The organism is Streptomyces sp. M-16 (assembly GCF_052114405.1).
Classification (GTDB): Bacteria; Actinomycetota; Actinomycetes; order Streptomycetales; family Streptomycetaceae; genus Streptomyces.
Window position 1 is genome coordinate 1 of sequence record NZ_JBFRER010000029.1, and the last position, 25,703, is coordinate 25,703.

The window sequence follows — 25,703 nt, forward strand, 5'->3', positions numbered from 1 at the left end:
GCGCGCGGACGCGGGGGTCGGGCGCGCGCAGCCCGCGTACGCACTCCCGCGGGCGGGGGTCGGCGTCGAGGCGCTCCCACTCCCCCAGGCCGCGCGCCCCGGGGCCGGAGAGCAGCACCCGCCCGGTGCACCCGGAGTCGAGGCGGTCGACGGCCCGGCCGTAGAGCTCGATGCGCTCCAGCACGGTCCACGCCCCGTCCGGGGTGCGCAGCCGCAGCCCGGTGCGCGGGGCGCCGCGCAGGCAGCGCACGACGGCGAGGGTGGCGGCGCCGCTCGCCCGTACGGGCGCGGAGATCTGGAGCCGGCCGGCCCGCGCGAGGAGCCGGGCCAGCACGGGGGACGCGGAGCGGACCAGGCCGAGCCGGTGCAGGCCCTCGTCGGTGAGTCCCGCTTCGACGGCGGGCAGCACGTCGAGCTGCGCCGCGAGCGCGCCGGGTTCCGTCTCGGCGCCGACGGCCCGCACGAGCGCGGCGCCGATCGCCTCCTCCGCCTCCGGCTCCCACACCCGCCGCGCCACCCGGCGTGCGGCGTCCTCCCGTTGCCGGGGGTCGGGATGTCCGAGCTGCTCCGTCAGACCCATGCCGGGCATTGTGCCGCGTGCGCGGGGCGCGGCGGACCGCCGGCGTCAGGTCCCGTGGCCGGCGCCCCACCCGGGTGGCAGGTCGGCGTCGCACGGGGCGCACACGTACCGGCCTCCCGGACGACGTCGCACTCCCGGCAGTTCTCGCACCGGCGGAAGACCACCGTGTGTGGGTGAAGCCCTCGGGGCGGCCGATCCCGGCCCGGTCCAGGGCGGCGGCGACGGCCCGCCGGGCCGTCGGGTCGTCGGGTCGTCGGGTCGTCGGGCCGGGGCAGGAGCCGGTGGACGGGTTGCTCACCGAGTCCACCGTCCACGACCCGGTGACGGTCCGCGGGAAGCCCATCTCCCCCGCCGCCCGTACCGGTTCACCGCCCGCGGACGACGCGCTCGCTGCGCCGGGGGGCGATCCGCAGGACCCCCTCCCGGTCGACCACGTGGGTGCAGGGCCCGCCCGGGTCGCCAGGGAGGGGGTCCGGGTCCCGCGGGGCCGCGCACGGCCCGCCCGCGCACCCCGGGGCGGGCGAGGGCGGCCGGGCCCGGCGGGCCGACGTACGGGAACAGGGGCGGCGGTGGTCCGGCGGCGGGGGCGGCCACCGGCTACACCGTCTCCGGGTCCGTCGCCAGCCGGGCGTGCAGGTGCTCGTCGTGCCAGCCGTCCGCGTGGTGCAGCGCGCCGCGCATCGTGCCCTCCAGGGGGAAGCCCGCCCGGACGGCGACGGCGCAGGAGGCCGGGTTGGCCACCGAGTGGCAGATCCGCAGCCGGTGCAGGCCGAGGCCGTCGAAGGCCCACCGGGAGACGGCCCGTACGCCCTGCACCGTGGCGCCGCGCCCGCGGCCGCGGGGCAGGAGCCAGTACAGGAACTCCGCGCTGCCACCGCTCACATCGATGTCGCCGAGGCCGACGAGCCCGACGGCCGGGGCCGGGCCCGGGTCGGCCAGCGCCCACACCGCGGCCTCCCCCGACTCCCAGCGCAGACCCCACCGCCGGACGCGGGCGACGGCCGACTCCGGGGACTCCGGTTGGGGCCGGTTCCAGTGCCGGATGCCGGGGTCCCCGTAGGCCTCCACGAGGACCGGGGCGTCCGCCTCCCGCCAGGGTCGCAGCTCCATCCCGCAGGGCAGCGCGAACACCGGCTGTGGGGCCTTGGAGGCGGGTGGGACGGGGGTTATCTCGCTGTACAACGGCTGCTCCTCGCCGACTTGACGGAGCCTCGGCGGATGTCGATCCATCCCTTGGAGTTCCGCGTGCCACTACGTACGAGTAGTTAACCAACAGCACGGATTGGGCGGGGTGTGAGTGGGGCAGGGCTCTGCGGGTACGCGCGGTACACGCACGGCGCACCCGCCCTCAACCTTTCCCCGCCACCCGAGTGAACGCGGACAGGAGCGGCCATGCCCGCAGCCCAGCCGTCTTCCGAGCGGCTAGAAACAGAGCGAACAGAGCGTGCACTACCAGCCGCCATCGCGGCTGGCCTGTTGTCACCGAGCCCCGCGAACTGCCCCCAGGTGATCCCATCATGATCGGTCGCATTCCCGTGCTGGACGTCCGCCCTGCCGTCGACTGCGGCGCCAGACCCGCCAAGGCGGTCGTGGACGAGGTCTTCGAAATCTCCGCCACCGTGTTCCGCGAGGGCCACGACGCCGTTGCCGCGCACGTCGTCCTGCGCGATCCCAGCGGGCGGCTGCGCCCGCCCGTCCCCATGAACGAGCTCGCCCCCGGCACCGACCGGTGGGGGGCCCGGGTGTCCGCCGAGATCGAGGGGAGGTGGACCTACACCGTCGAGGCGTGGAGCGATCCGGTCGCCACCTGGCGCGCCCACGCCGCCATCAAGATCCCGGCGGGCCTCGACACCGGGCTGACCCTGCTCGAAGGCGCGGAGCTGTACACCCGCGCCGCGGCCAAGATCCCCAAGCGCGACGGCCGCGAGGCCGTGCTGGCGGCGGCCGACGCGATGCGCGACGAGGACCGGCCGGTGGAGCGGCGGTACGCGGCCGCGCTCGCCCCGGCGGTCGACGCGGCGCTCGCCAAGCGCCCGTACCGCGAGCTGGTCACCGCGGCCAAGCCGCTGCCCCTGCAGGTCGAACGCAAGCGGGCCCTCTTCGGTTCCTGGTACGAGATGTTCCCGCGCTCGGAGGGCGCGGTGGTCGAGCCGGGCGAGGCTCCGGTCAGCGGCACCTTCCGGACGGCCGCGGAGCGGCTGCCGGCCATCGCCGCCATGGGCTTCGACGTGGTCTACCTGCCCCCAGTCCACCCCATCGGGTCCACCTATCGCAAGGGCCCGAACAACACGCTGTCTGCGGGTAGTTGGGACCCGGGCGTGCCGTGGGCGATCGGCTCCACGGAGGGCGGGCACGACGCCGTCCACCCCGAGCTCGGCACCATCGAGGACTTCGACGCCTTCGTCGCGCGCGCCCGTGAGCTGCGCATGGAGATCGCGCTCGACTTCGCCCTCCAGTGCTCCCCGGACCACCCGTGGGTGGAGAAGCACCCGGAGTGGTTCCGCCACCGCGCGGACGGGACGATCGCCTACGCCGAGAACCCGCCGAAGAAGTACCAGGACATCTACCCGATCCACTTCGACGCCGACATGGCCGGCATCGTCGCGGAGACGGTCCGGATCCTGCGGCACTGGATGGATCACGGCGTCCGGATCTTCCGCGTGGACAACCCGCACACCAAGCCGGTCGTGTTCTGGCAGAAGGTGATCGCGGACATCAACAAGTCCGACCCCGACGTGATCTTCCTGGCGGAGGCCTTCACCCGCCCCGCCATGATGCGCGCGCTCGCGGCGGTGGGCTTCCAGCAGTCGTACACGTACTTCACCTGGCGCAACACCAAGGCGGAGCTGACCGAGTACCTGACGGAGCTGTCCGGCACCCGTTCGGCCTCCGTGATGCGGCCGAACTTCTTCGTGAACACGCCCGACATCCTGCACGAGTACCTGCAGAAGGGCGGTCGGCCGGCCTTCGAGGTCCGGGCGGTCCTCGCCGCCACCCTCTCCCCCACCTGGGGCGTCTACGCCGGCTACGAGCTCTGCGAGAACGAGCCGGTGCGCGAGGGCAGCGAGGAGTACCGCAACTCCGAGAAGTACGAGCTGCGGCCCCGCGACTGGGCCGCCGCCGACCGCGAGGGCCGCTCCATCGCCCCGCTGATCACCACCCTGAACCGGCTGCGCCGGCGCAACCCCGCCCTCCAGCAATTGCGCGACATCCACTTCCACACGACCGACAACGAACAGGTGATCGCCTTTTCGAAGCATGCCGGAGGCAATTCCGTACTGGTGGTCGTCAACCTCGACCCGCACCACACCCAGGAGGCGACGGTCTCGTTGGACATGCCGGTACTCGGCCTCGACTGGCACGGGTCCCTCGCGGTGCGCGACGAGCTCACCGGCGAGACCTACCACTGGGGCAGGGCGAACTACGTGCGGCTGGAACCGGGCCGCACGCCCGCGCACGTACTGGCCGCCCTGCGACCGTCCCCGCCCACCGGAGGGTCACCCACCACATGATGATCAACGATCCCGTCCACGACACCTTCGAGGACACCCCCGCCAAGGACCGCGATCCCGACTGGTTCAAGCGGGCGGTCTTCTACGAGGTGCTCGTCCGCTCCTTCCACGACAGCAACGGCGACGGCGTGGGTGACCTCAAGGGGCTCACCGCGAAGCTGGACTACCTCCAGTGGCTCGGCGTCGACTGCCTGTGGCTGCCGCCGTTCTTCGCCTCGCCCCTGCGCGACGGGGGTTACGACGTCTCCGACTACACGTCCGTGCTGCCCGAGTTCGGCGACCTCGCCGACTTCGTGGAGTTCGTGGACGCGGCCCACACCCGCGGCATGCGGGTGATCATCGACTTCGTCATGAACCACACGAGCGACCAGCACGAGTGGTTCCAGCAGTCGCGCAAGGACCCGGACGGACCGTACGGCGACTACTACATGTGGGCCGACAACGACAAGCAGTACCAGGACGCCCGCATCATCTTCGTCGACACCGAAACCTCGAACTGGACGTACGACCCCGTACGCAAGCAGTACTACTGGCACCGCTTCTTCTCGCACCAGCCGGACCTCAACTACGAGAACCCGGCGGTGGTGGAGGAGATCGTCTCCGCCCTGCGCTTCTGGCTGGACCTCGGCATCGACGGCTTCCGCCTCGACGCCGTGCCCTACCTGTACGCCGAGGAGGGCACCAACTGCGAGAACCTGCCGCGCACCCACCGGCTCCTCAAGCGGGTCCGGGCGGAGATCGACGCGCACTACCCGGACACGGTGCTGCTCGCCGAGGCCAACCAGTGGCCCGAGGACGTCGTCGACTACTTCGGCGACTACGCGAAGGGCGGGGACGAGTGCCACATGGCGTTCCACTTCCCCGTCATGCCGCGCATCTTCATGGCGGTCCGAAGAGAGTCCCGCTACCCCGTCTCCGAAATCCTGGCCAAGACCCCGGCGATCCCGGACCGCTGCCAGTGGGGCATCTTCCTGCGCAACCACGACGAGCTCACCCTCGAAATGGTCACGGACGAAGAGCGCGACTACATGTACGCCGAGTACGCCAAGGACCCGCGGATGCGGGCCAACATCGGCATCCGGCGCCGGCTCGCCCCGCTCCTGGACAACGACCGCAACCAGATGGAGCTGTTCACGGCCCTGCTGCTGTCGCTGCCCGGCTCGCCGGTGCTCTACTACGGCGACGAGATCGGCATGGGCGACAACATCTGGCTCGGCGACCGCGACGGGGTCCGCACCCCGATGCAGTGGACCCCGGACCGCAACGCCGGTTTCTCCTCCTGCGATCCGGGCAGGCTGAACCTGCCGGTCATCATGGACCCGGTCCACGGGTACCAGGTCACCAATGTCGAGGCGGCCATGGCGTCGCCCTCCTCACTGCTGCACTGGACCCGTCGGCTGATCGAGATCCGCAAGGCGAACCCGGCCTTCGGACTCGGCTCGTACACCGAACTGCCGTCGTCGAACCCGGCGGTGCTCGCGTTCCTGCGCGAGTACGGGGACGACCTGGTGCTGTGCGTGCACAACTTCTCGCGCTTCGCGCAGCCCACCGAGCTCGATCTGCGGTCGTTCAACGGGCGGGTCCCGGTGGAGCTCACGGGTGACGTGCGCTTCCCGCCGATCGGCGAGTGGCCGTACCTGCTGACCCTGGCGGGCCACGGCTTCTACTGGTTCCGCCTGCGGAGCGACCAGCGCGCCGACTGACGGGGCCGATGTACGGGGCGGGCACTCATTTGGGTCAATCGCCCGCCCCTGTACGGATCATCCTGACCCGACACTCGCCCATACCGGAGAAGCAACTGCCGCACATCCGGGACACTCTGCGCATTCTGTGACGGCCCGGGGAAAGGACGCGACGCCATGTCGGAGGCTGCATCCGCCCGGAGCCGGCTGACGGCCGACCGGGCCGCCGGGATCGCCCCGCTGGAACCGATGCTGCGGGCCTGGCTGCCCGCCCAGCGCTGGTTCGCGGGCAAGGGCCGCGCCATCAGCAGGCTCAGGGCCGTCTCCGCGGCCGAGCTGCTGCCGCCGGGATCCACCCCCGGCCTGCTGCACCTGCTCCTCGACGTGGACGGGGACTGTTACCAACTCCTGCTCGGGATCCGCCCGTCACCCCTGCCGCCCGCCCTCGGCCCCGCCCTGATCGGGCACGTCGAGTCCGGGCCGTACGCGGGCCGCACGGTCTACGAGGCGCTGGGCGACCCGCGGCTCGCCTCGATGCTGCTGGAGCGGCTGCGCTCCCCCGGCACCCTGGGGCCGCTGCGCTTCGACCGGGACCCCGGGGCCCCGGTCCCGGCCGGACTCACTCCCCGGCCGCTGTCCGGGGAACAGACCAACTCCTCGCTGATCTACGGGGATTCGTACATCCTGAAGGTGTTCCGCCGGGTCGGCCCCGGGGTCAACCCCGACCTGGAACTGCCCAGAGCGCTGGCCGCCGCCGGCTGCGCCCGGGTGCCCGCGCCCGTCGCCTGGTACGAGGCCGAACTGCCCGGTGGAGAACCGTTGACCCTGGGCGTCCTCCAGCCCTACCTGCGCGGCTCCGACGACGGCTGGCAGCTGGCGCTGCGCCGGCTCGGCGCCGGGGCCGACTTCACCGCCGAGGCGCACGCGCTGGGCCGGGCCACCGCCGAGGTGCACAGCGCGCTGGCCGCCGCCCTGCCCACCCTGGCGCTCGGCCCCGAGCAGACGGCCCGGCTCGCCGCCGGGATGACCGCACGGCTCGCCGCCACCGTCCGCGAGGTACCCGCCCTCCAGCCCTACGAGGCCGGGCTGCGCGGGGCCTTCGACGCCCTGGCCGCCTCCCGGGGCGCCGGGGTCCCCGCCCAGCGCATCCACGGCGACCTGCACCTGGGACAGACCCTGCGCACCGCCGACGGCAGCTGGGCGCTGATCGACTTCGAGGGGGAGCCCGCGCGGCCGCTGGCCGACCGGCGCCGGCCCGAACCGGCCGTGCGCGACATCGCCGGGATACTGCGCTCCTTCGACTACGCCGCCCGCTCGCACCGGCCGTTCGCCCCCGCCTGGGCGGACGCCTGCCGGTCCGCGTTCTGCGAGGGCTACGCCCGCACCACCGGCCGCGACCCCCGCGAGGACCCGGTGCTGCTGCGCGCGTACGAGACCGACAAGGCGGTGTACGAGGCCCGTTACGAGTCCCGGCACCGCCCCGACTGGCTGCACGTCCCGATGGCGGCCATCCGCCGGCTGTCGGAACCCCAGCGACCCGCCCACCGCATGCCCCCGCCGGTCATCCCCGGCACCACTCCCCACCCGAAGCCCCCGAGGAGGCCGCTCGCGTGAGCGCCGCACGACAGCCGTCACCGACCGTCCGCGACAAGGCCGCACCCGAGCCCGCCGCTCCAGCCGCACCGAAGGGGTCCCGCACCCCCCGGGCCCGCCGCGCCGCCCCGCCCCACGGCGTGCGGCCGGCCCCCGCGCTGGCCGCGGAGGAACGGGCCCGGCTGCTGGAGGGCCGCCACCACGACCCGCACGCGGTGCTGGGGGCCCGCACGCAGCGCGGCGGGGTGGCCTTCCGGGTGCTGCGCCCGTACGCGAAGGCCGTCACGGTGGTCGCCAAGGGGCTGCGGGCGGAGCTCTTCGACGACGGGGACGGGCTGTTCTCCGGGCTGCTGCCGCTGACCGGGGTGCCGGACTACCGGCTGCTGGTGACGTACGACAGCGACGAGATCGAGGTCCACGACCCCTACCGGTTCCTGCCCGCCCTCGGCGAGCTGGACCTGCACCTGATCGGCGAGGGCCGGCACGAGGAGCTGTGGACGGCGCTCGGCTCGCAGCCGATGGAGCACCAGGGGGTGGCGGGCACCCGGTTCACGGTGTGGGCGCCCAACGCCCTGGGCGTGCGGGTGACCGGGGACTTCTCGTACTGGGACGCGGTCGCGTACCCGATGCGCTCGCTGGGTGCGAGCGGCGTGTGGGAACTGTTCCTGCCGGGGGTGGCCGAGGGCACCCTGTACAAGTACGAGATCACGCGCCCGGACGGCGGCCACACCCTGCGCGCCGACCCGATGGCCCGGTACGCGGAGGTCCCGCCGGCCAACGCCTCGATCGTGACCGCCTCCCGGTACGTGTGGCAGGACGCGGAGTGGATGGCGCGGCGCGGAGCGCGGGCGCCGCACCAGGCGCCGCTGTCGGTGTACGAGCTGCACCTGGCGTCCTGGCGGCCGGGGCTCTCGTACCGGCAGCTGGCGGAGCAGCTGCCCGCGTACGTGAAGGAGCTGGGGTTCACGCACGTGGAGCTGATGCCGGTCGCCGAGCACCCCTTCGGCGGGTCCTGGGGCTACCAGGTCACCGGGTTCTACGCGCCGACCTCGCGGATGGGCACGCCGGACGATTTCCGCCTCCTCGTCGACGCGCTGCACCGGGCCGGGATCGGGGTGATCGTCGACTGGGTCCCCGCGCACTTCCCGCGCGACGACTGGGCGCTGGCCGAGTTCGACGGGCGGCCGCTGTACGAGCACCAGGACCCGCGCCGGGCGGCGCACCCGGACTGGGGGACGCTGGAGTTCGACTACGGCCGCAAGGAGGTCCGCAACTTCCTGGTCGCCAACGCCGTGTACTGGTGCCAGGAGTTCCACGTGGACGGGCTGCGCGTGGACGCGGTGGCCTCGATGCTGTACCTGGACTACTCGCGCGACGAGGGCGACTGGTCGCCGAACGCGCACGGCGGCCGGGAGGACCTGGACGCGGTGGCGCTGCTCCAGGAGATGAACGCCACGGTGTACCGGCGCTGCCCGGGGGTGATGACGATCGCGGAGGAGTCGACGGCCTGGGACGGGGTGACGCGGCCGACGGACGCGGGCGGGCTGGGCTTCGGGCTGAAGTGGAACATGGGCTGGATGCACGACACGCTGCGGTACGTGTCGAAGGAGCCGGTGCACCGCAAGTACCACCACCACGACATGACCTTCGGCATGGTGTACGCGTTCAGCGAGAACTACGTGCTGCCGATCTCGCACGACGAGGTGGTGCACGGCAAGCGTTCGCTGGTGTCGAAGATGCCGGGCGACTGGTGGCAGCAGCGGGCCACGCACCGGGCGTACCTGGGCTTCATGTGGGCCCATCCGGGCAAGCAGCTGTTGTTCATGGGGCAGGAGTTCGCGCAGGGTTCGGAGTGGTCGGAGACGTACGGCCCGGACTGGTGGGTGCTGGACTCCTCGTACCCGGCGGCCGGTGACCACCTGGGCGTACGGAACCTGGTGCGCGACCTGAACCGCACGTACACGGCCTCGCCGGCGCTGTGGGAGCGCGACAGCGTGCCGGAGGGCTTCGCGTGGGTGGAGGCGGACGCCGCCGACGACAACGTGTTCGCGTTCCTCCGGTTCGCGCGGGACGGCTCGCCGCTGCTGTGCGTGTCGAACTTCTCCCCGGTGGTGCGGCACGGCTACCGGATCGGGGTGCCGCAGGAGGTGGGTCAGTGGCGCGAGGTCCTCAACACCGACCTCGAACCGTACGGCGGGAGCGGCGTCCACCACGCCCGCGCGCTGCGCCCCGAGCCGGTTCCGGCCCAGGGGCGTGCGGCGAGCCTGCGGATGACGCTCCCGCCGATGGCGACGGTCTGGCTCAGGCCGTAGCGGCCGGCCGCTGCTCCAGGTGCTCTTCGAGTTCCTGGAGCAGCTTCCGCTTGGCGCGGGCGCCGACGAGCTGGCGTACGGGTTCGCCGCCCTGGAAGACGAACAGCATCGGTGTGGCCAGGACGCCGTAGCGGGCGGCGGTGGCCGGGTTGCGGTCGACGTCGATCTGGACGACCTTGAGCCGGTCCGTCTCCTCGGCGGCGACGGCGGACAGGACGGGGGCGAGCTGGCGGCAGGGTCCGCACCAGTCCGCGGTGAACTCCACGAGGACGGGCCGGCCCCGTTCCTCCAGTACCTCCGCGGTGAAGTCGGCGTCGGTCACTTCGGGTACGCCCTGGGCGTGGATCATGTGGTTCCCCTCTCGTGCGGGTGGTTCGGTCGCGGGTCAGCCGGTCATCTCGCAGCGCGGCGCGGGCGGTTCCCCGGGGCCCTCCCCGTCGCCGGCCCCGGGGAGGGCCCCGGCGCCGGCCCCGGCCGCTTCCTCGGCGGCGGCCAGCTGCCGGGCCACCTGCTCGCGGACGCCGGCCAGCTGGCCGATGAGGCCGTCGAGCTCGTCGAGCTTGCGCCGGTAGACGGCGAGGGAGGCCGGGCAGGAATCCCCGGCCGGATGGCCGGCGCGCAGGCAGTCGACGAAGGGGCGGGTCTCCTCCAGTTCGAAGCCGAAGTCCTGGAGGGTGCGGATCTGCCGCAGCAGCCGCAGGTCATCCTCGTCGTAGTCGCGGTAGCCGTTGCCGGTCCGCCGGGCGGCCAGCAGCCCGCGTGATTCGTAGTACCTGAGGGTCCGTGTGCTGGTCCCGGCCCGCTCCGCCAGTTCGCCGATGCGCATGGACCGACCGTAGGGCTTGACGCCGACGTCAAGGCAAGGGCGGGCGCGGGCCGGGAATCCCGGGGACCCTCGCCACCCCCGTGTGCGAGGGTCCCCGCCATGGATCACGTACGGGGTGGATGTCCGGTTCGGGGCATGTGACGGGGATCACTTCGCGAGTATGCGGAAGGCGCCTGCAATGGAGTGGCTGAATCCGTACGCTGATATTGGATCTTCCCTTAATCCGATTACCGGACAGTCGCAGGGAAACCGGCCCAAAGCGTCAAACTCCATAGGACTTTCCTACGAGTTATGAGCTTGTTTGATTGGTTGGTAGTCGCCACGCCTCGGCCACTCCTACGGTGTGCCATGTGCACTCCAGCCCACCTTTCAATGCCCCCGCCGCGCGTCGTCTGCGCGCGGCCCTGGGCATGGCTCCCGGTCATGTCGCCTATGGCCTGCGCGCCCAGTACGGACTGCTTGTCGCGCCCGAAACCGTGATGGCGTGGGAGCGGGGGGAACAGTCCCCCACCGCCGCCGAGCTCACGGCCCTTGCCGGCGTGCTCTGGTGCGCCCCCGGCGAGCTGCTCGCCGAGCCCGTCTCCCTGCGCGAACACCGCATGGCGCGCGGCCTGGACCCCGACGACCTGGCCCGGCGGATCGGGCTGGACGCGAACTCCTACCAGAAGATGGAGGACACCGGGCGCTGGAAGGGCAACGAACGGCAGTCCGCGGCCCTCGCCTCGGTGCTCGGCCTGACCCTGGCCCAGTTCGTGGCGGCTACCGGCAAGGAGGAGGAGCTCGCCGGACTGCTGCGCAGCGCGGTCACCACCCGCTGGCAGGCGTACACGAAACCGCTGGCCAAGCTGCTGCCGGTACCCAAGGCCCACCTGGAGCGGGTCCTGGAGACGATGCACAACGACTACCAGTCGCGGATGGTGGCCACCCTGAGCTGGGGCGGCGGCGGGGGCGCGGCCGGGACCGGGGACGCGGGCCGGGAGTTCCTCGCGGAGATCGTGGACCGGTTCTGGGCGCTGGCCGGCGGTGCGGGATAGGCCACGCCCCCTCCTGCGACGAAACGGCCCCGGGCGCTCCGCGAGGGAGACGCCCGGGGCCGTTCGGCGCGCAAGTGGGGTCGAAGGTCCCGCCGGGCGGGGCCTGCCGGTCCGGGTCAGAAGACCGATTCGGCCTCGTACATCCGGTTCTCCGGGACGGTCTTCAGCTCGGTGACCGCGTGGGCGAGCGGGGCCATCACGATGTCGGTGCCGCGCAGGGCGGTCATGTTGCCGTACTCGCCGCGGTGGACGGCCTCCACCGCGTGCCAGCCGAAGCGGGTCGCGAGGACGCGGTCGTAGGCGGTGGGGGTGCCGCCGCGCTGGACGTGGCCGAGGATGACCGGGCGGGCCTCCTTGCCCAGGCGGTGTTCCAGCTCGACGGCGAGGCGGTTGCCGATGCCGGCGAAGCGCTCGTGACCGTAGGCGTCGATCTCGCCCTTCTCGTAGGGCATGGATCCCTCGGCCGGGTGCGCGCCCTCCGCCACGCAGATGACGGCGAACTTCTTGCCCCGGGAGAATCGTTCCTCCACCATCTTGACCAGGGCCTCCACCTCGAACGGGCGCTCCGGCAGGCAGATGCCGTGGGCGCCGCCGGCCATGCCGGACTCCAGGGCGATCCAGCCCGCGTGGCGGCCCATGACCTCGACCACCATCACGCGCTGGTGCGATTCGGCGGTGGTCTTGAGGCGGTCTATGGCCTCGGTGGCGACCATGACGGCGGTGTCGAAGCCGAAGGTGCGGTCGGTGGCGGAGATGTCGTTGTCGATGGTCTTCGGTACGCCGACCACCGGCATCCCGGCTTCGGACAGCATCCGGGCGGCCGTCAGGGTGCCCTCGCCGCCGATCGGGATCAGCGCGTCGAGCTCGTAGCGCCGGGCCAACTCGGCCGCGTTCTCGGCCGCTTCGTGGAGCCGGGCGCGCTCCATGCGCGCCGAGCCGAGGATGGTGCCGCCGCGGGCCAGGATGCCGCTGACGGCGTTGATGTCGAGGGGGCGGTAGTGACCGTCGAGGAGGCCCTTGAAACCATCTTCGAAACCGATGACCTCGTCCCCGTGACCGACCACGGCGCGGTGTACGACCGACCGGATGACAGCGTTCAGGCCCGGGCAGTCGCCGCCTGCGGTGAGAACTCCGATACGCATCGTGCTGTGTCTCCTGCTCCTGGTCGTACCCGGCCGGGCGCGTGCGGGCGTACGGCCGTACAAGATGAAGGGCGTAATGGTGCACCCCGTCCGATTGTTCCACGGTCCGAGGAGGGCGCGCTCGCCGCGCCGATCCGCCCACCGGGCCTTTCGACCCTCCCCACCAGGCCTTTTGCCCGGCGGGCGCCCCATCCATCCCCAGAGGTATTGTCAAGAGGTCAAGCCCACACCAATCGGGACAACCAGGCCGAAGATCTCCCCGCTCCGCGGCGGGGCCGGCCCGGCACACACATCATGGGACGGAGAGCACGCGTGACGCGCAGCGTGTACGTGACCGGTATCGAGCGGGGGGACGGCCGCCAGGTCGTCGAGCTGGGGATCATGGAGCTCCTGACGCGTCAGACGGGCCGGGTCGGCGTGTACCGGCCGCTGCTTCACGACGGCCCCGACCGGCTCTTCGACCTCCTCAAGGCCCGCTACCGGATCGACCAGGACGCCGCGACGGCGTACGGCATGGAGTACGAGGAGGCCTCCGCCATCCTCGCCGAGAAGGGCACCGACGAGCTGGTGTCCCGGCTGGTCGACCGCTACCACCGGGTGGCCCGCGACTACGAGGTCATGCTGGTCCTCGGCACCGACTACGCCGACACGAACCTCCCGGACGAGCTCGCGCTGAACGCCCGGCTCGCCAACGAGCTCGGCGCCGTCGTCGTCCCCGTGGTGGGCGGCACCAAGCACCTCGCCGAGGCCGTGCGCGCCGAGGCGCGCAACGCCCACCGGGCCTACGAGAGCCTGGGCTGCCACGTCGTGGCGATGGTCGTCAACCGGGTGGCCGCCGAGGACCGCGACGTCATAGCCGAGCGGCTCGCGGCCCGGCTGCCGGTGCCCTGCTACGTGCTGCCCGACGACAAGTCCCTGTCGGCCCCCACCGTCGCCCAGATCACCCGGGCGCTCGGCGGCGAGGTGCTCCTCGGCGACGAGGCCGGGCTGGCGCGCGACGCCCTGGACTTCGTCTTCGGCGGCGCGATGCTGCCGAACTTCCTGAACGCCCTGACCCCGGGCTGCCTGGTCGTCACCCCCGGGGACCGCTCGGACCTGGTCGTGGGGGCGCTGGCCGCGCACACCTCCGGGACCCCGCCGATCGCGGGCGTGCTGCTGACCCTGAACGAGCGCCCGACCGACGAGGTCCTGACCCTGGCCTCGAAGCTGGCACCGGGCACCCCGGTGGTGTCGGTGGCCGGCAACAGCTTCCCGACGGCCGCCGAACTCTTCTCGCTGCAGAGCCGGTTGAACTCCGCGACCCCGCGCAAGCTGGAGACGGCCCTCGGTCTCTTCGAACGGCACGTGGACACCGCCGAACTGCGCGGGCTGCTGTCCGTGGCCCGGTCCGAGCGGGTCACCCCGATGATGTTCGAGCACGAGCTGCTGGAGCGGGCCCGGTCCGAGCGGCGTCGCGTCGTCCTGCCCGAGGGCACCGAGGAGCGCGTGCTGCGCGCGGCCGACGTGGTGCTGCGCCGCGGGGTCTGCGACCTGACCCTGCTCGGCGAGGAGCAGGCGATCCTGAAGAAGGCCGGCGACCTGGGCCTCGACATCTCGGGCGCGCAGCTGATCGACCCGGCGACCTCCCCCCTGCGGGAACGGTTCTCCGAGTACTACGCCCAGGCCCGCGCCCACAAGGGCATGACCGTCGAACTGGCCGCCGACGTGGTCACCGACGTCAACTACTTCGGCACCCTGATGGTCCAGCAGGGGCTCGCCGACGGCATGGTCTCCGGCTCGGTGCACTCCACCGCCGCGACCATCCGGCCGGCCTTCGAGATCATCAAGACCAAGCCGGAGGCCTCCATCGTCTCCTCGGTCTTCTTCATGTGCCTGGCCGACAAGGTCCTCGTCTACGGCGACTGCGCCGTCAACCCGGACCCCAACGCCGAGCAGCTCGCCGACATCGCCGTCCAGTCCGCCGCGACCGCCGCCGCCTTCGGCGTGGAGCCGCGGATCGCGATGCTCTCGTACTCGACCGGCACCTCCGGTTCGGGCGCGGACGTGGACAAGGTCCGCAAGGCCACCGAGACCGTCCGCGCCCAGCGCCCCGACCTGGCCGTGGAGGGTCCGATCCAGTACGACGCCGCCGTGGAACCGTCGGTCGCGGCGACCAAGCTGCCGGACTCCGAGGTGGCCGGCCGGGCGAGCGTGCTGATCTTCCCCGACCTCAACACGGGCAACAACACGTACAAGGCCGTGCAGCGTTCGGCGGGCGCCGTCGCGGTCGGCCCGGTGCTCCAGGGTCTGCGCAAGCCGGTCAACGACCTCTCGCGGGGCGCGCTGGTGCAGGACATCGTCACCACCGTGGCCATCACCGCGATCCAGGCGCAGACCCAGGGCGCGCCGTCCGCCTCCGCCTGACCTCCCTCCGTCCGCAAGAAGGAAAGACCGCCACCGTGACCGCATCGCGCGTACTCGTCCTCAACTCCGGCTCCTCGTCGGTCAAATACCAGCTCCTCGACATGGCGGACCGGTCCCGCCTCGCGGCGGGGCTGGTGGAGCGGATCGGCGAGGAGACCTCCCGGCTCGTGCACGAACCCCTCACCGGCCCCGGCGCCGCGGCCGGCAGGCGCGAGCGGGTCGGCCCGATCGCCGACCACGGGGCCGCCCTGAAGGCGGTCGCCGCGGAGCTGGCCGCCGACGGCACGGGCCTGGACTCCCCGGAGCTGGCCGCGGTCGGGCACCGGGTGGTGCACGGCGGGACCCGCTTCACGCAGCCGACGGTGATCGACGACGAGGTGCTCGCGGAGATCCGCAGCCTGATCCCGCTGGCCCCGCTGCACAACCCGGCGAACGCGACCGGCATCGAGGTGGCCCGCTCGCTGCGCGCGGACGTCCCGCAGGTCGCCGTCTTCGACACGGCCTTCCACTCGACGATGCCGGAGCACGTGGCCCGGTACGCGATCGACGCGGCGACGGCCGACAAGTACGCCATCCGGCGCTACGGCTTCCACGGCACCTCGCACGCCTACGTCTCCCGGGCGACGGCGGCGCTGCTGGGCAAGCCGGTCGAGGACGTCAACGTGATCGTGCTCCACCTGGGCAACGGGGCCTCCGCCTCGGCCGTCCGGGGCGGGGTGTGCGAGGAGACCTCGATGGGTCTGACCCCGCTGGAGGGCCTGGTCATGGGGACCCGTTCGGGCGACGTGGACCCCGCGGTCGTCTTCCACCTGGCCCGGGTCGGCGGCCTGTCCGTCGACGAGATCGACTCGCTGCTGAACAAGAAGAGCGGTCTGCTGGGTCTGTGCGGCGACAACGACATGCGCGAGGTGCAGCGGCGGGCGGACGGGGGCGACCCGGCGGCCCGGCTCGCGCTGGCCGCGTACGTGCACCGGCTGAAGAAGTACATCGGCGCCTATACGGCGGTACTCGGCCGGGTGGACGCGGTGGTGTTCACGGCGGGCGTCGGGGAGAACGCGGCCGGCGTCCGGGAGGCTGCGGTGGCGGGACTGGAGGAGCTGGGTCTCGTGCTGGACCCCGAAGCCAATGCCGTCCGGTCCGCCGAGCCCCGGCTGGTGTCGGCGGAGCACGCCCGGGTGGCCGTGGCCGTGGTCCCGACCGATGAGGAACTGGAGATCGCCACGCAGGCGTACGCGCTGGTTACCCAGTAGTCACTTGGACTTTCCACCAGACGGAATATTCCGCTACGAAACAAACGGATAGGATCCGCTTCATGCGCCGTTCCAAAATCGTCTGCACGCTGGGCCCCGCCGTCGACTCGTATGAGCAGCTGAAAGCGCTCATCGAGGCAGGTATGAACGTGGCCCGATTCAACTTCAGCCACGGATCCCAGGCAGAACACCAGGAGCGGTACGACCGCGTCCGGAAGGTCTCCGAGGACACCGGGCGCGCGGTCGGCGTGCTCGCCGACCTCCAGGGCCCGAAGATCCGTCTGGAGACCTTCGCCGAGGGTCCCGTCGAGCTGGTGCGCGGTGACGAGTTCACCATCACCACCGAGGACGTCCCGGGCGACAAGTCCATCTGCGGCACCACCTACAAGGGCCTCCCGGGCGACGTCGCCATGGGTGACCAGATCCTGATCAACGACGGCAACGTCGAACTGCGGGTGACGGAGGTCGAGGGCCCGCGGGTCAAGACCATCGTCATCGAGGGCGGTGTCATCTCGGACCACAAGGGCATCAACCTGCCGGGTGCCGCCGTGAACGTCCCCGCCCTGTCGGAGAAGGACGTCGACGACCTGCGCTTCGCCCTGCGGATGGGCTGCGACATGGTCGCCCTCTCCTTCGTCCGCGACGCCAGCGACGTCAAGGACGTCCACAAGGTGATGGACGAGGAGGGCCGCCGCGTCCCCGTCATCGCCAAGGTCGAGAAGCCCCAGGCCGTCGAGAACATGGCGGCGGTCGTCGACGCCTTCGACGCGGTCATGGTGGCCCGCGGCGACCTCGCCGTCGAGTACCCGCTCGAAAAGGTCCCGCTGGTCCAGAAGCGGCTCATCGAGATGTGCCGCCGCAACGCCAAGCCGGTGATCGTCGCGACCCAGATGATGGAGTCGATGATCACCAACTCCCGTCCGACCCGCGCCGAGGCCTCCGACGTGGCCAACGCGATCCTGGACGGGGCGGACGCGGTCATGCTCTCCGCGGAGTCCTCGGTGGGCGCCTACCCGATCGAGACCGTCAAGACGATGTCGAAGATCGTCGCGGCGGCCGAGGAGGAGCTGCTCTCCAAGGGCCTCCAGCCGCTGGTCCCGGGCAAGAAGCCGCGCACCCAGGGCGGCTCCGTCGCCCGCGCGGCCTGCGAGATCGCCGACTTCCTCGACGGCAAGGCGCTCATCGCCTTCACCCAGTCCGGCGACACGGCCCGCCGCCTGTCGCGCTACCGCGCCACGCAGCCGATCCTGGCCTTCACCACGGACGTGAACACCCGCAACCAGCTCACCCTGAGCTGGGGCGTCGACTCCTACGTCGTCCCGCACGTGGACAACACGGACGCGATGGTCGACCTGGTGGACGGCGAGCTGCTCAAGCTGGGCCGCTACGCCGCCGGCGACACCATGATCATCACGGCCGGCTCGCCCCCCGGCGTCCCGGGCACGACCAACATGGTCCGCGTCCACCACGTGGGCAGCGCCACCCAGGCCTGACCCACCGACCGACCTCTGCCGCACAGAGACCGAGGGCGGCGCCCCCGACTCCCCCACGGGGACCGGGAGCGCCGCCCTCGGTGCGTTCCGCGGCGGCGTCCCGGCTTCGGCTTCGGCTGTGGAGATTCCGCACGCGGTGAACACGGAGTTCCGCCGCATCGCCGCACAGGTCAGTCGTGCCGTCGACGAGTTCCGGGCCCGCTTCACCCTGGAGCGGATGCGCAAGCTCCTTGAGACCAGAACCGGGACATGGCCCGGGACTTCAACTCGCTCGAAGCCAAGCTGAGGGACAATCCGCCCAACGGGCCGTTCACCGAGCCCCCTCAGGGACTGGGCACCGCAAACCTGAAGGCCAACGAAGTCATGTACCTGCGGGCCAAGAACGGTGGAAGGCTGTTGTTCCGCAGGGTTCGGGGACACCTACGATGTCGTCGCGATGACCGACAAGAGGCATGAGCCGAACGTGACCAAGGAACTGAAGAAGCTGTATGGATGAGCCCTTCCACACCGTGGAGACGGCCCGGTTCTCCATCACCTACATCCTCAGCGCCGAAGACGATCCTCGGACCGTGAAGAACACCGACGCGATTGTCACGGCACCCGACGGAACGCGCTGGAGTGCCACGCTCCTGACCCTCGACGAGGTCGCCCGGGTCATGGACGTCTGGTCGACCACCGGCGAATGCGCCGACGGCTCCTACTTCCAGGTCCAGGATCTGGTGATCGTCCGCGAGCCCGGCGTGGACTCCATGACCCGGGCGCTGGTGGGCATCTTCGACGAGTACGGCATGAACACCGACGTCCTGCCCCGGTTCGACGTCTGAGCACCGCACGCACGACCGAGGCCCGCTTCCTAAAGGGAGCGGGCCTCGGGTGTGTGTACGGCGTACGCGGCTACTTCTCCGCCGGGCCGATGTAGTTCTTCAGGCCCGGGACGGTGAGGTTGCCGCCGAACTGGCCGGCCTGGACGACCTTGACGTTCGTGAAGAACGCGAAGGGGACGTTCAGGGGCGGCGGGCTGTTCGGGGTGAACTCGATCGGGATCAGCCCGAAGAGGTTGCCCTTGAGGCTCTCCGTGTACATCGTCACCTTGGCCCCGCGGATCTTGGACGTGGAGCCCGGACGGGACTTCAGGTGCGCGATGTTGTCGCCCGTTCCGACGGTTTGGTACAGGTCCTTGATGTCCAGGGAGTCCGCGGTGAACTTCAGGACCTTCTTGACCTTGCCGCCCGCCGTCTTCACCTCGACGATGCCAGCGTAGTCCAGGCCGTAGAGGGTCAGCAGCGAGCTGTCCAGGTACCAGGGCTCGTCCGGCAGCAGCGGGATGCCCGGCTCCAGCTTCGCGTCGGCCAGGGCCTTGGCGTCGTAGGTCGGGCACGGGAAGGGCTGCTTGCCGTCCGGGTCCGTGGTCGCCGAGGTCGAGGGAGAGGGCGACGGCGAGGCCTCGGGGTCGGTCTCGTCGGCGGTCTTCTTCGGGTCGGCGGCCTTGCCCGTCTCGTCCTTCGGGGTCTTGACGGTGTCCTTGACGTCCTGGGGCAGTTCCTTGACCTCGACGCCGRCCTTCTTCGCCGCCTCGCGGATCGCGTCCGCGGCCGGGTCCGCGGTCTTCGCCGCGCCGCTCGGGGTGGGCGCGGGCGTCGTCGGGGTGGCCGGCTTCTGCGCGTCCTTGACCGGCCTGCCGAGCGCGTCGACGAGACCCTTGAGGGCGTCGCCCACTCCCAGCGGGTCGAGCGGGTTCGTGCTCTTGGTCGCCGAAGGGGACGGGGAGGGCGAGGTGCTCGCGCTCGCGGACGGCTTGGGGGCCGACGGCGCCTGCTTGTCCGCTTCCTTCTTGGGGGAGCCGGACGCGGCGGGCGCGGGGGTGGTGACCGGCTTCGGGGTCCCGCTCGCACCGGGCGAGGGCGTCGTGGTGGGCGACGTGCTCGGCGAGGGCGTCTTGGACGGCGACGGCGAGGCCGACTCGGTGGGCTCGTCGGACCGGGTCACACAGGGGCCGGGCGCGAAGGGGATGTCCTTGTCGTCGGCCAGGGCCATCTTCGGGGCCATGCCCATCCCGACGAACACGGCCGTCGGCATCGCCGCCAGCGCCATCGTCTTGCCGACGGGTATCTGGAGCTTGTTCAGCAGCGACTTCCTGGGCGCCGCGTGGCGCGGGCCCTTCCTGTCGCGGGACTCTGCGCCAGGGGCCACGCCCCTCTGCGTCTCGTCACCCCGCACTGTTCCTCCCGCCATCGGCGTGGGCATTGGTCTCGGTCGCGTAAGCCGTTTCCATGTCGCGGGGACCGGGGACCCCCAAGAGGCCGTGCACCGGCTCCTGAGCCTTGTCCTCCGTATTGACCTCGGGCTCCTCCTCGACCGGCTTCCCCGGGGCCCAGGACAGCGCGAGCGCTCCACCGAGCAGGGAGAAGAGGAATCCGAGGAAGAAACCGCCCAGGTTGGAGACCGGCAGGGAGACCAGCGCGAGGAGGATCGCAGCGACACCGGCGAACACCCGCATGCCCTGCTGGAACCAGAGGGCGATGCCGAGGGTGATCAGCAGGATGCCGATGATCAGCGATCCCGCGCCGGCGGTGGTCGCCATCGCGATGGTGATGTTGCCCAGCCGGAGGTCCGCGTAGGGGAAGTAGGCGATCGGAACGCCACCCACGGCGGTGAAGAGACCCGCCCAGAAGGGCCGTTCCCCCCTCCAGGCACGGAAGCGGTAGTACACCACGGTGAACCAAGCGTCGTCTGCGGCGCGAACCGGGGCCTGGGGGTTCATGGACAACAGCTCCCTGGAAACGGTGGTACGGAAACTCTGTGGAGCCCGCGGGGGCGGAAGGCGGCGTCCGCCGCCCGCCCCCGCGGCCGCTCGACCGGGATCGACTACTTCTCGTCCTGGTAGCACGGCTGGTCGCCGCTGAGCAGACGCAGCTTGAGGTCGGGCAGCGTGAAGGTGCCCGCCGTCGTCGCCCACGCCTTCTGACGCACCTTCGTCAGCACGGCCTTCTTGGCGCGCTGCGAGAACAGGGCGCCGTTCGCCACCGTCCTGTCCTGGGGCCCGGTGGGGTGCGCCTCGTCCTTGGCCGCGTCCACCGCGACACCGATGTCCAGGTCCTTGAACTCGGCGTCGGTGTCGAGCTCAGCGACATCCAGGTAGATGTTCGTTGCGACGGCCGGCGTGCCCTTGTTGCCGGTGCGCAGCTGCATCGTGATGTTGCCGAGGCCCGGGATCGGGGTGACCAGCGACTGGCACATGTTGGTGATCTCGGCGCGGCTGAACCCGGAGATCGTGACCGGGTGCGCCGCGTCCTTGCCGTCCAGGCCCTTGCCCTTGGCGACGCTGCCGTACTGGAGCAGGTTGTCACCGTCGAGCTTGTCGGCCGAGACCTTGAAGTCCTGGCCGGAGACGCTGAAGGACGCCGCGAGGGCACCCTGCGCCAGACCCACACCGACCGCGGCCGTGGCCGCGATGCTCGGCACCATGACGAGCGCGAAGCGCTTCCATCTGGTCCCGCCACGAACCTGAGAACTCATACTTCGTTCCTCCTTCTCGGACGTACATCTCCGGTCCGGGCCGTGCCCGTCCTGGGATGGGAGAAGTGCTACGTCCTCGGGAAGGAGCGCAGGAGACCGGGGTGTGGCTGGGCCACGTCCCGTACACCGGCGATCACCCCCGAGCGACAACCACTGGGCCACGCGTTCGCGCAACCTGGAGGACAGGCTCCGCCGGGTGTGGTGGAGACCCCCCTGTCCCACGGCCGGTGCCACTGCCACCGGCCGGCCCGGTGGGGACCCTCCACCGCGGCTCCGGATGAGCGGCTCTGCGGGAAGGACCGAGCGTCGCCGATCGTGGTCCATTCGCGGCCGGGGCACAAGGGGGTTCGTTACTGGCGGGTAACGGCTGGATAACCGGGGTGCGACCCGGTGCCGTCGAGTGGCCACACAGGGTGTCACCCAGGGCCACGACAGAAGGGGAGAAGAACGAACCAACCGGACAGTTCACGGGATTCGCTTTACTGCGAGTAACAGCGGCCGCGATTACCAAGTTTTGGTAAAGCGCGGCCGCTGTTCAGCAACGTGTCAACAAATCGCCGGTGCCCGGAGGGGCGCCCGGCACCTGCCTAGAACAGCACGCGCGCCAGCGCGGTACGGGCGGCGGCGACCCGGGGGTCGTCCGCGCCGATGACCTCGAAGAGCTCCAGGAGCCTGACCCGGACGGCGTCCCGCTCGTCACCGAAGGTGACCCGGACGGTGTCCACCAGGCGCCCGAAGGCATCGGCGACGTGCCCGCCGGCCAGGTCCAGATCGGCCGCCGCCATCTGCGCGGCCGGGTCCTTCGGGTTGGCGGCCGCCTCGGTGCGCACGGTCTGCGGGTTCAGGTGCTGCACCCGGGACAGCAGCTCGGCCTGGGCCAGGCCCAGCTTCGCCTCGGTGTTGGCCGGGTCGTCGGCGAGCACGTTCTTGTACGCCTGCACGGCCCCGCCCAGGTCGCCCGCGTCCAGCGCGACGACGGCCGCTTCCAGCAGGGCGTCGTACGGACCGGCCGGCTCGGGGGCCCGCTCGGCCGCCACACCCTGCGCACCCGGGTCCACCTGGAGGCCGATGAGGCCGAAGCGCTCCTCGGCGACCTGGACCAGCTGGGCGAGGGTCTCGCGGATCTGCTGCTCCGGGGCCACGCCCTGGAACAGCGGCAACACCTGGCCGGCGACGACGGCGAAGACGGCCGGGATGCCCTGGATGCCGAACTGCTGCATCAGCATCTGATTGGCGTCGACGTCGATCTTCGCCAGGACGAAGCGGCCGTTCGCCTCGGCGGTCAGCCGCTCCAGGAGCGGGCTGAGCTGCTTGCAGGGCTCGCACCACTCGGCCCAGAAGTCGAGGACGACCGGAACCTCGTTGGAGAGCTGGAGAACGTCGCTTTCGAAGCCGGCCTCGTCGACGTCGATCACGAGCGCGGACGGCGGTACGGCGCCACCGGGAACGGCGCCCGCGCCGGCGCCGCCCTGCCGGGCGGCCTCCGCACGCGCCTGCTCGGCCTTGGCCTTGGCTTCGCCGGCCGCCTTCACCGCGGCGAGGTCGACGACGCCGCTCATGGACATGTTTCTGGGCTGCATGCGTACATCCTCCCCCGTGTGCGCGCGCCGGCGAAAAGGATCCCGAAAGATCGTCCCGCTGATCGGTGGAACCGTTGTGCGGCGCCGGGTCCCCACCTGGCGCCAGTAGCCTTCGCGTGGTTGTCGCTCTTTCGCTACGAGCCGTAGCGTAACTCCCCCGGGCCCCCGGCGCCCCGTGATCTGAACCACAGCGAACGACCCCCCGCCGGTTCCGCTACTGACGGGTATGGTCTCGGCCATGCGCAACCCCAGCCCTTGCACGAACCCCCCGCCCGGCCGCACCGGCCGCCCCCGCAGCGCGGCGGCGGACACCGCGATCCTCGCGGCGACGCGGGACGCGCTGGTGGAGCTGGGCTGGTCGAAGCTGACGATGGGGGACGTCTCGGCCCGTGCGGGCGTCGCGAAGACCACCCTCTACCGGCGCTGGGCGGGCAAGAGCGAGCTGGTCGTGGACGCGGTCGCGGAGTTGTTCGACGCGCTGGAACTCCCGGACCGGGGCTCGCTCGAAGCCGACATCGAGTACGTGGTCCTGCAGTTCGCGCAGCTGCTGCGGCGCCCCGAGGCGCGTACCGCCCTGATGGCGGTGGTCGCCGAATCCACCCGGGACGAGGCGCTGCGGGGGCGGATCCGGTCGGCGATCGTGGACCGGCAGAAACGTCTCGTCGTACTGGGGCGCGAACGGGCCCAGGCGCGCGGGGAACTTCCGTACGAGGAGGACGAGGCCCTCTCCGGCCTTGCCACGGACCTGATCTTCGACGTGATCGCGGGCACGGTGGTGCACCGCGCCCTGGTCAGCTGCGAGCCGGTGGACGAGCTCTGGGTGTCCGCCTTCACCTCGCTGCTGATGCACGGCCTGCGGGGCGCCGCTTCCGCCTGAGGCCCCGTCGGCCCGGCCCGTCGGCCCCGCCCGGCCCGGCCCGGACCCGGCCGCGCCCCCGGAAACGCGGAAGGCCGGCCACCTCCCCCGCCGTGCGGCGGGGGCGTGACCGGCCTCGCGGACCGTCCGTCAGAAGCCGGGCGGCTCGGTGTAGGTGCCCCACTCGTCGCGCAGGACGTTGCAGATCTCGCCGAGCGTGGCCTCGGCCCGTACGGCGTCCAGCATGGCCGGGATCATGTTCGAGCCGTCGCGGGCGGCGGCGAGCATCGATTCGAGCGCCGCGCTCACCTTGGCGTCGTCGCGGTGGCCCTTGCGCTCGGCCAGCTCCTGGACCTGGACCCGCTCCACCTCGTGGCTGACGCGGAGGATCTCCAGGTCGCCGGTGACCGAGCCGTGGTGGACGTTGACGCCGACGACCCGCTTGTCGCCCTTCTCCAGGGCGCGCTGGTACTGGAAGGCCGACTCGGCGATCTCCCCGGTGAACCAGCCGTCCTCGATGCCGCGCAGGATGCCCGAGGTGATCGGCCCGATCGGGTGCTGCCCGTCCGGGTGGGCGCGCAGGCCGCGCTCCTTGATCTGTTCGAAGATCTTCTCGGCGTCGGCCTCGATGCGGTCGGTGAGCTGCTCGACGTACCAGGAGCCGCCCAGCGGGTCGGCCACGTTGGCGACGCCGGTCTCCTCCATCAGCACCTGCTGCGTGCGCAGCGCGATCTCGGCGGCCTGCTCGCTGGGGAGGGCGAGGGTCTCGTCGAGGGCGTTGGTGTGCAGGGAGTTGGTGCCGCCGAGGACGGCCGCGAGGGCTTCGACGGCGGTGCGCACGACGTTGTTGTACGGCTGTTGGGCGGTGAGGGAGACACCGGCCGTCTGGGTGTGGAAGCGCAGCCACATGGCCTTGTCGGACTTCGCCCCGTAGACCTCCTTCATCCAGCGGGCCCAGATGCGGCGGGCGGCGCGGAACTTGGCGATCTCCTCGAAGAAGTCGAGGTGCGCGTCGAAGAAGAAGGAGAGGCCCGAGGCGAAGTGGTCGACGTCCAGTCCGCGGGAGAGGCCGAGCTCCACGTAGCCGAAGCCGTCGGCGAGGGTGTAGGCGAGCTCCTGCGCCGCCGTGGCCCCGGCCTCGCGGATGTGGTAGCCGGAGACGGACAGCGGCTTGTAGGCCGGGATGCCGTTCGCGCAGTACTCCATGAGGTCGCCGATGAGGCGCAGGTGCGGCTCGGGTTCGAAGAGCCACTCCTTCTGGGCGATGTACTCCTTGAAGATGTCGGTCTGGAGCGTGCCGTTGAGCACGGCCGGGTCGACTCCCTGGCGCTCGGCGGCGACCAGGTACATGCAGAAGGCGGGTACGGCGGGCCCGGAGATGGTCATCGAGGTGGTGACGTCGCCGAGCGGGATGTCCTTGAAGAGGACCTCCATGTCGGCGGCGGAGTCGATGGCCACGCCGCAGTGGCCGACCTCGCCGAGGGCGCGGGGGTCGTCGGAGTCGCGGCCCATGAGGGTGGGCATGTCGAAGGCGACGGAGAGGCCGCCGCCGCCGGCGGCCAGGATCATCTTGTAGCGCTCGTTGGTCTGCTCGGCGTTGCCGAACCCGGCGAACTGCCGGATGGTCCAGGTCCGGCCGCGGTAGCCGGTGGCGTGCAGACCGCGGGTGTAGGGGTACTCCCCGGGCCAGCCGATGCGCTCGAATCCCTCGTACGAGTCACCCGGGCGGGGCCCGTAGACGGGGTCGACGTCATCTCCGGAGAGCGTCGTGAAATCGGCCTCGCGCTTGCGGGCCTTGTCATACCGGGCCTGCCAGCGTCGGCGGCCCTCCTCGATGGCGTCAGCGTCCATACCGACAAATTTACTAGGACGTCCTAGTAAATGTCGATGGGAAACCCCGGGGAGTCCTTCCCCGGGGCGTCCG

The 25,703-nt window shown here is 71.4% G+C and carries 20 protein-coding genes; 10 read left to right on the forward strand and 10 right to left on the reverse strand.

The features are described 5' to 3' along the window. Both AB4039_RS15740 and AB4039_RS15745 read right to left on the reverse strand, forming a co-directional pair. Nucleotides 1-580: hypothetical protein (locus AB4039_RS15740; protein ID WP_442270990.1), on the reverse strand; the 580-nt coding region annotated here is incomplete at its 3' end. 597 nt (nucleotides 581-1,177) lie between these two features. Then, nucleotides 1,178-1,762 (reverse strand): GNAT family N-acetyltransferase, encoded by a 585-nt coding sequence (locus AB4039_RS15745; protein WP_442270991.1) that lies wholly within the window; start codon nucleotides 1,760-1,762, stop codon nucleotides 1,178-1,180. 335 nt (nucleotides 1,763-2,097) lie between these two features. On the opposite strand from AB4039_RS15745, the gene AB4039_RS15750 reads away from it, so the two are divergent. The 4 genes from AB4039_RS15750 (at nucleotide 2,098) to glgB (ending at nucleotide 9,679) form a co-directional block, all read left to right on the forward strand. After that, on the forward strand, nucleotides 2,098-4,092 hold the full coding sequence (locus AB4039_RS15750; protein WP_266842376.1) for an alpha-1,4-glucan--maltose-1-phosphate maltosyltransferase: 1,995 nt from the start codon (nucleotides 2,098-2,100) through the stop codon (nucleotides 4,090-4,092). Continuing rightward, nucleotides 4,089-5,795 carry a maltose alpha-D-glucosyltransferase gene (gene treS / locus AB4039_RS15755; RefSeq protein WP_266842375.1) on the forward strand — a complete coding sequence of 569 codons (1,707 nt, stop codon included), beginning with the start codon at nucleotides 4,089-4,091 and terminating at the stop codon, nucleotides 5,793-5,795. Before AB4039_RS15750 ends, treS begins: the two co-directional genes overlap by 4 nt. Nucleotides 5,796-5,951: 156 nt before the next feature. Further along, nucleotides 5,952-7,388: a maltokinase N-terminal cap-like domain-containing protein gene (locus AB4039_RS15760; RefSeq protein ID WP_266842374.1), complete on the forward strand. Its 1,437-nt coding sequence runs from the start codon at nucleotides 5,952-5,954 to the stop codon at nucleotides 7,386-7,388. Continuing rightward, a complete protein-coding gene (glgB, locus tag AB4039_RS15765) occupies nucleotides 7,385-9,679 on the forward strand; it encodes a 1,4-alpha-glucan branching enzyme (protein ID WP_266842373.1) in 2,295 nt (764 codons plus the stop codon). The genes AB4039_RS15760 and glgB overlap by 4 nt, the downstream gene beginning before the upstream one ends. Here glgB and AB4039_RS15770 read toward each other — a convergent pair. Continuing rightward, nucleotides 9,669-10,028: a thioredoxin domain-containing protein gene (locus tag AB4039_RS15770; protein ID WP_266842372.1), complete on the reverse strand. Its 360-nt coding sequence runs from the start codon at nucleotides 10,026-10,028 to the stop codon at nucleotides 9,669-9,671. The two genes, glgB and AB4039_RS15770, sit on opposite strands and share 11 nt — an antisense overlap. A 36-nt stretch (nucleotides 10,029-10,064) precedes the next feature. Beyond that, on the reverse strand, nucleotides 10,065-10,505 hold the full coding sequence (locus AB4039_RS15775) for a MerR family transcriptional regulator (protein ID WP_266842371.1): 441 nt from the start codon (nucleotides 10,503-10,505) through the stop codon (nucleotides 10,065-10,067). A 410-nt stretch (nucleotides 10,506-10,915) separates the two neighbouring features. Between AB4039_RS15775 and AB4039_RS15780 the strand changes: the two genes are divergently transcribed. Next, nucleotides 10,916-11,539: a helix-turn-helix domain-containing protein gene (locus AB4039_RS15780; RefSeq protein WP_266844044.1), complete on the forward strand. Its 624-nt coding sequence runs from the start codon at nucleotides 10,916-10,918 to the stop codon at nucleotides 11,537-11,539. Nucleotides 11,540-11,655: 116 nt separating this feature from the next. Here the strand turns inward: AB4039_RS15780 and AB4039_RS15785 are convergent, their stop codons facing one another. Then, entirely contained in the window at nucleotides 11,656-12,681 is a 1,026-nt protein-coding gene (locus AB4039_RS15785) for an ATP-dependent 6-phosphofructokinase (protein ID WP_266842370.1), read from the reverse strand. A 312-nt stretch (nucleotides 12,682-12,993) separates the two neighbouring features. On the opposite strand from AB4039_RS15785, the gene pta reads away from it, so the two are divergent. The 4 genes from pta (at nucleotide 12,994) to AB4039_RS15805 (ending at nucleotide 18,651) form a co-directional block, all read left to right on the forward strand. Next, nucleotides 12,994-15,084 carry a phosphate acetyltransferase gene (pta, locus tag AB4039_RS15790; protein ID WP_442270992.1) on the forward strand — a complete coding sequence of 697 codons (2,091 nt, stop codon included), beginning with the start codon at nucleotides 12,994-12,996 and terminating at the stop codon, nucleotides 15,082-15,084. A 35-nt stretch (nucleotides 15,085-15,119) separates the two neighbouring features. Beyond that, nucleotides 15,120-16,334 (forward strand): acetate kinase, encoded by a 1,215-nt coding sequence (locus tag AB4039_RS15795; protein ID WP_266842368.1) that lies wholly within the window; start codon nucleotides 15,120-15,122, stop codon nucleotides 16,332-16,334. Between the two features lie 62 nt (nucleotides 16,335-16,396). After that, nucleotides 16,397-17,827, forward strand: coding sequence for a pyruvate kinase (gene pyk / locus AB4039_RS15800; RefSeq protein ID WP_266842367.1), 1,431 nt, complete (start codon nucleotides 16,397-16,399; stop codon nucleotides 17,825-17,827). A gap of 488 nt (nucleotides 17,828-18,315) precedes the next feature. Further along, entirely contained in the window at nucleotides 18,316-18,651 is a 336-nt protein-coding gene (locus tag AB4039_RS15805) for a hypothetical protein (RefSeq protein ID WP_442270993.1), read from the forward strand. Nucleotides 18,652-18,721: 70 nt separating this feature from the next. Here AB4039_RS15805 and AB4039_RS15810 read toward each other — a convergent pair whose 3' ends face one another. From AB4039_RS15810 to AB4039_RS15825, 4 genes are all read right to left on the reverse strand, one after another. Further along, the gene (locus AB4039_RS15810; protein WP_442270994.1) at nucleotides 18,722-20,044 is read right to left on the reverse strand and encodes a hypothetical protein; all 1,323 of its coding nucleotides are present in this window, start codon (nucleotides 20,042-20,044) and stop codon (nucleotides 18,722-18,724) included. Then, complete coding sequence (locus AB4039_RS15815; protein ID WP_442270995.1) at nucleotides 20,034-20,588, reverse strand: DUF6114 domain-containing protein; 555 nt, start codon at nucleotides 20,586-20,588, stop codon at nucleotides 20,034-20,036. The genes AB4039_RS15810 and AB4039_RS15815 overlap by 11 nt, the downstream gene beginning before the upstream one ends. 104 nt (nucleotides 20,589-20,692) lie before the next feature. Further along, the gene (locus AB4039_RS15820) at nucleotides 20,693-21,343 is read right to left on the reverse strand and encodes a DUF6230 family protein (RefSeq protein ID WP_442270996.1); all 651 of its coding nucleotides are present in this window, start codon (nucleotides 21,341-21,343) and stop codon (nucleotides 20,693-20,695) included. Between the two features lie 587 nt (nucleotides 21,344-21,930). After that, on the reverse strand, nucleotides 21,931-22,923 hold the full coding sequence (locus AB4039_RS15825) for a tetratricopeptide repeat protein (RefSeq protein WP_266842359.1): 993 nt from the start codon (nucleotides 22,921-22,923) through the stop codon (nucleotides 21,931-21,933). Nucleotides 22,924-23,161: 238 nt separating this feature from the next. On the opposite strand from AB4039_RS15825, the gene AB4039_RS15830 reads away from it, so the two are divergent. Then, entirely contained in the window at nucleotides 23,162-23,800 is a 639-nt protein-coding gene (locus AB4039_RS15830; protein ID WP_266842358.1) for a TetR/AcrR family transcriptional regulator, read from the forward strand. A gap of 129 nt (nucleotides 23,801-23,929) precedes the next feature. Here the strand turns inward: AB4039_RS15830 and AB4039_RS15835 are convergent, their stop codons facing one another. Then, nucleotides 23,930-25,630: an acyl-CoA mutase large subunit family protein gene (locus AB4039_RS15835; RefSeq protein ID WP_442270997.1), complete on the reverse strand. Its 1,701-nt coding sequence runs from the start codon at nucleotides 25,628-25,630 to the stop codon at nucleotides 23,930-23,932. Nucleotides 25,631-25,703 lie beyond the last annotated feature (73 nt).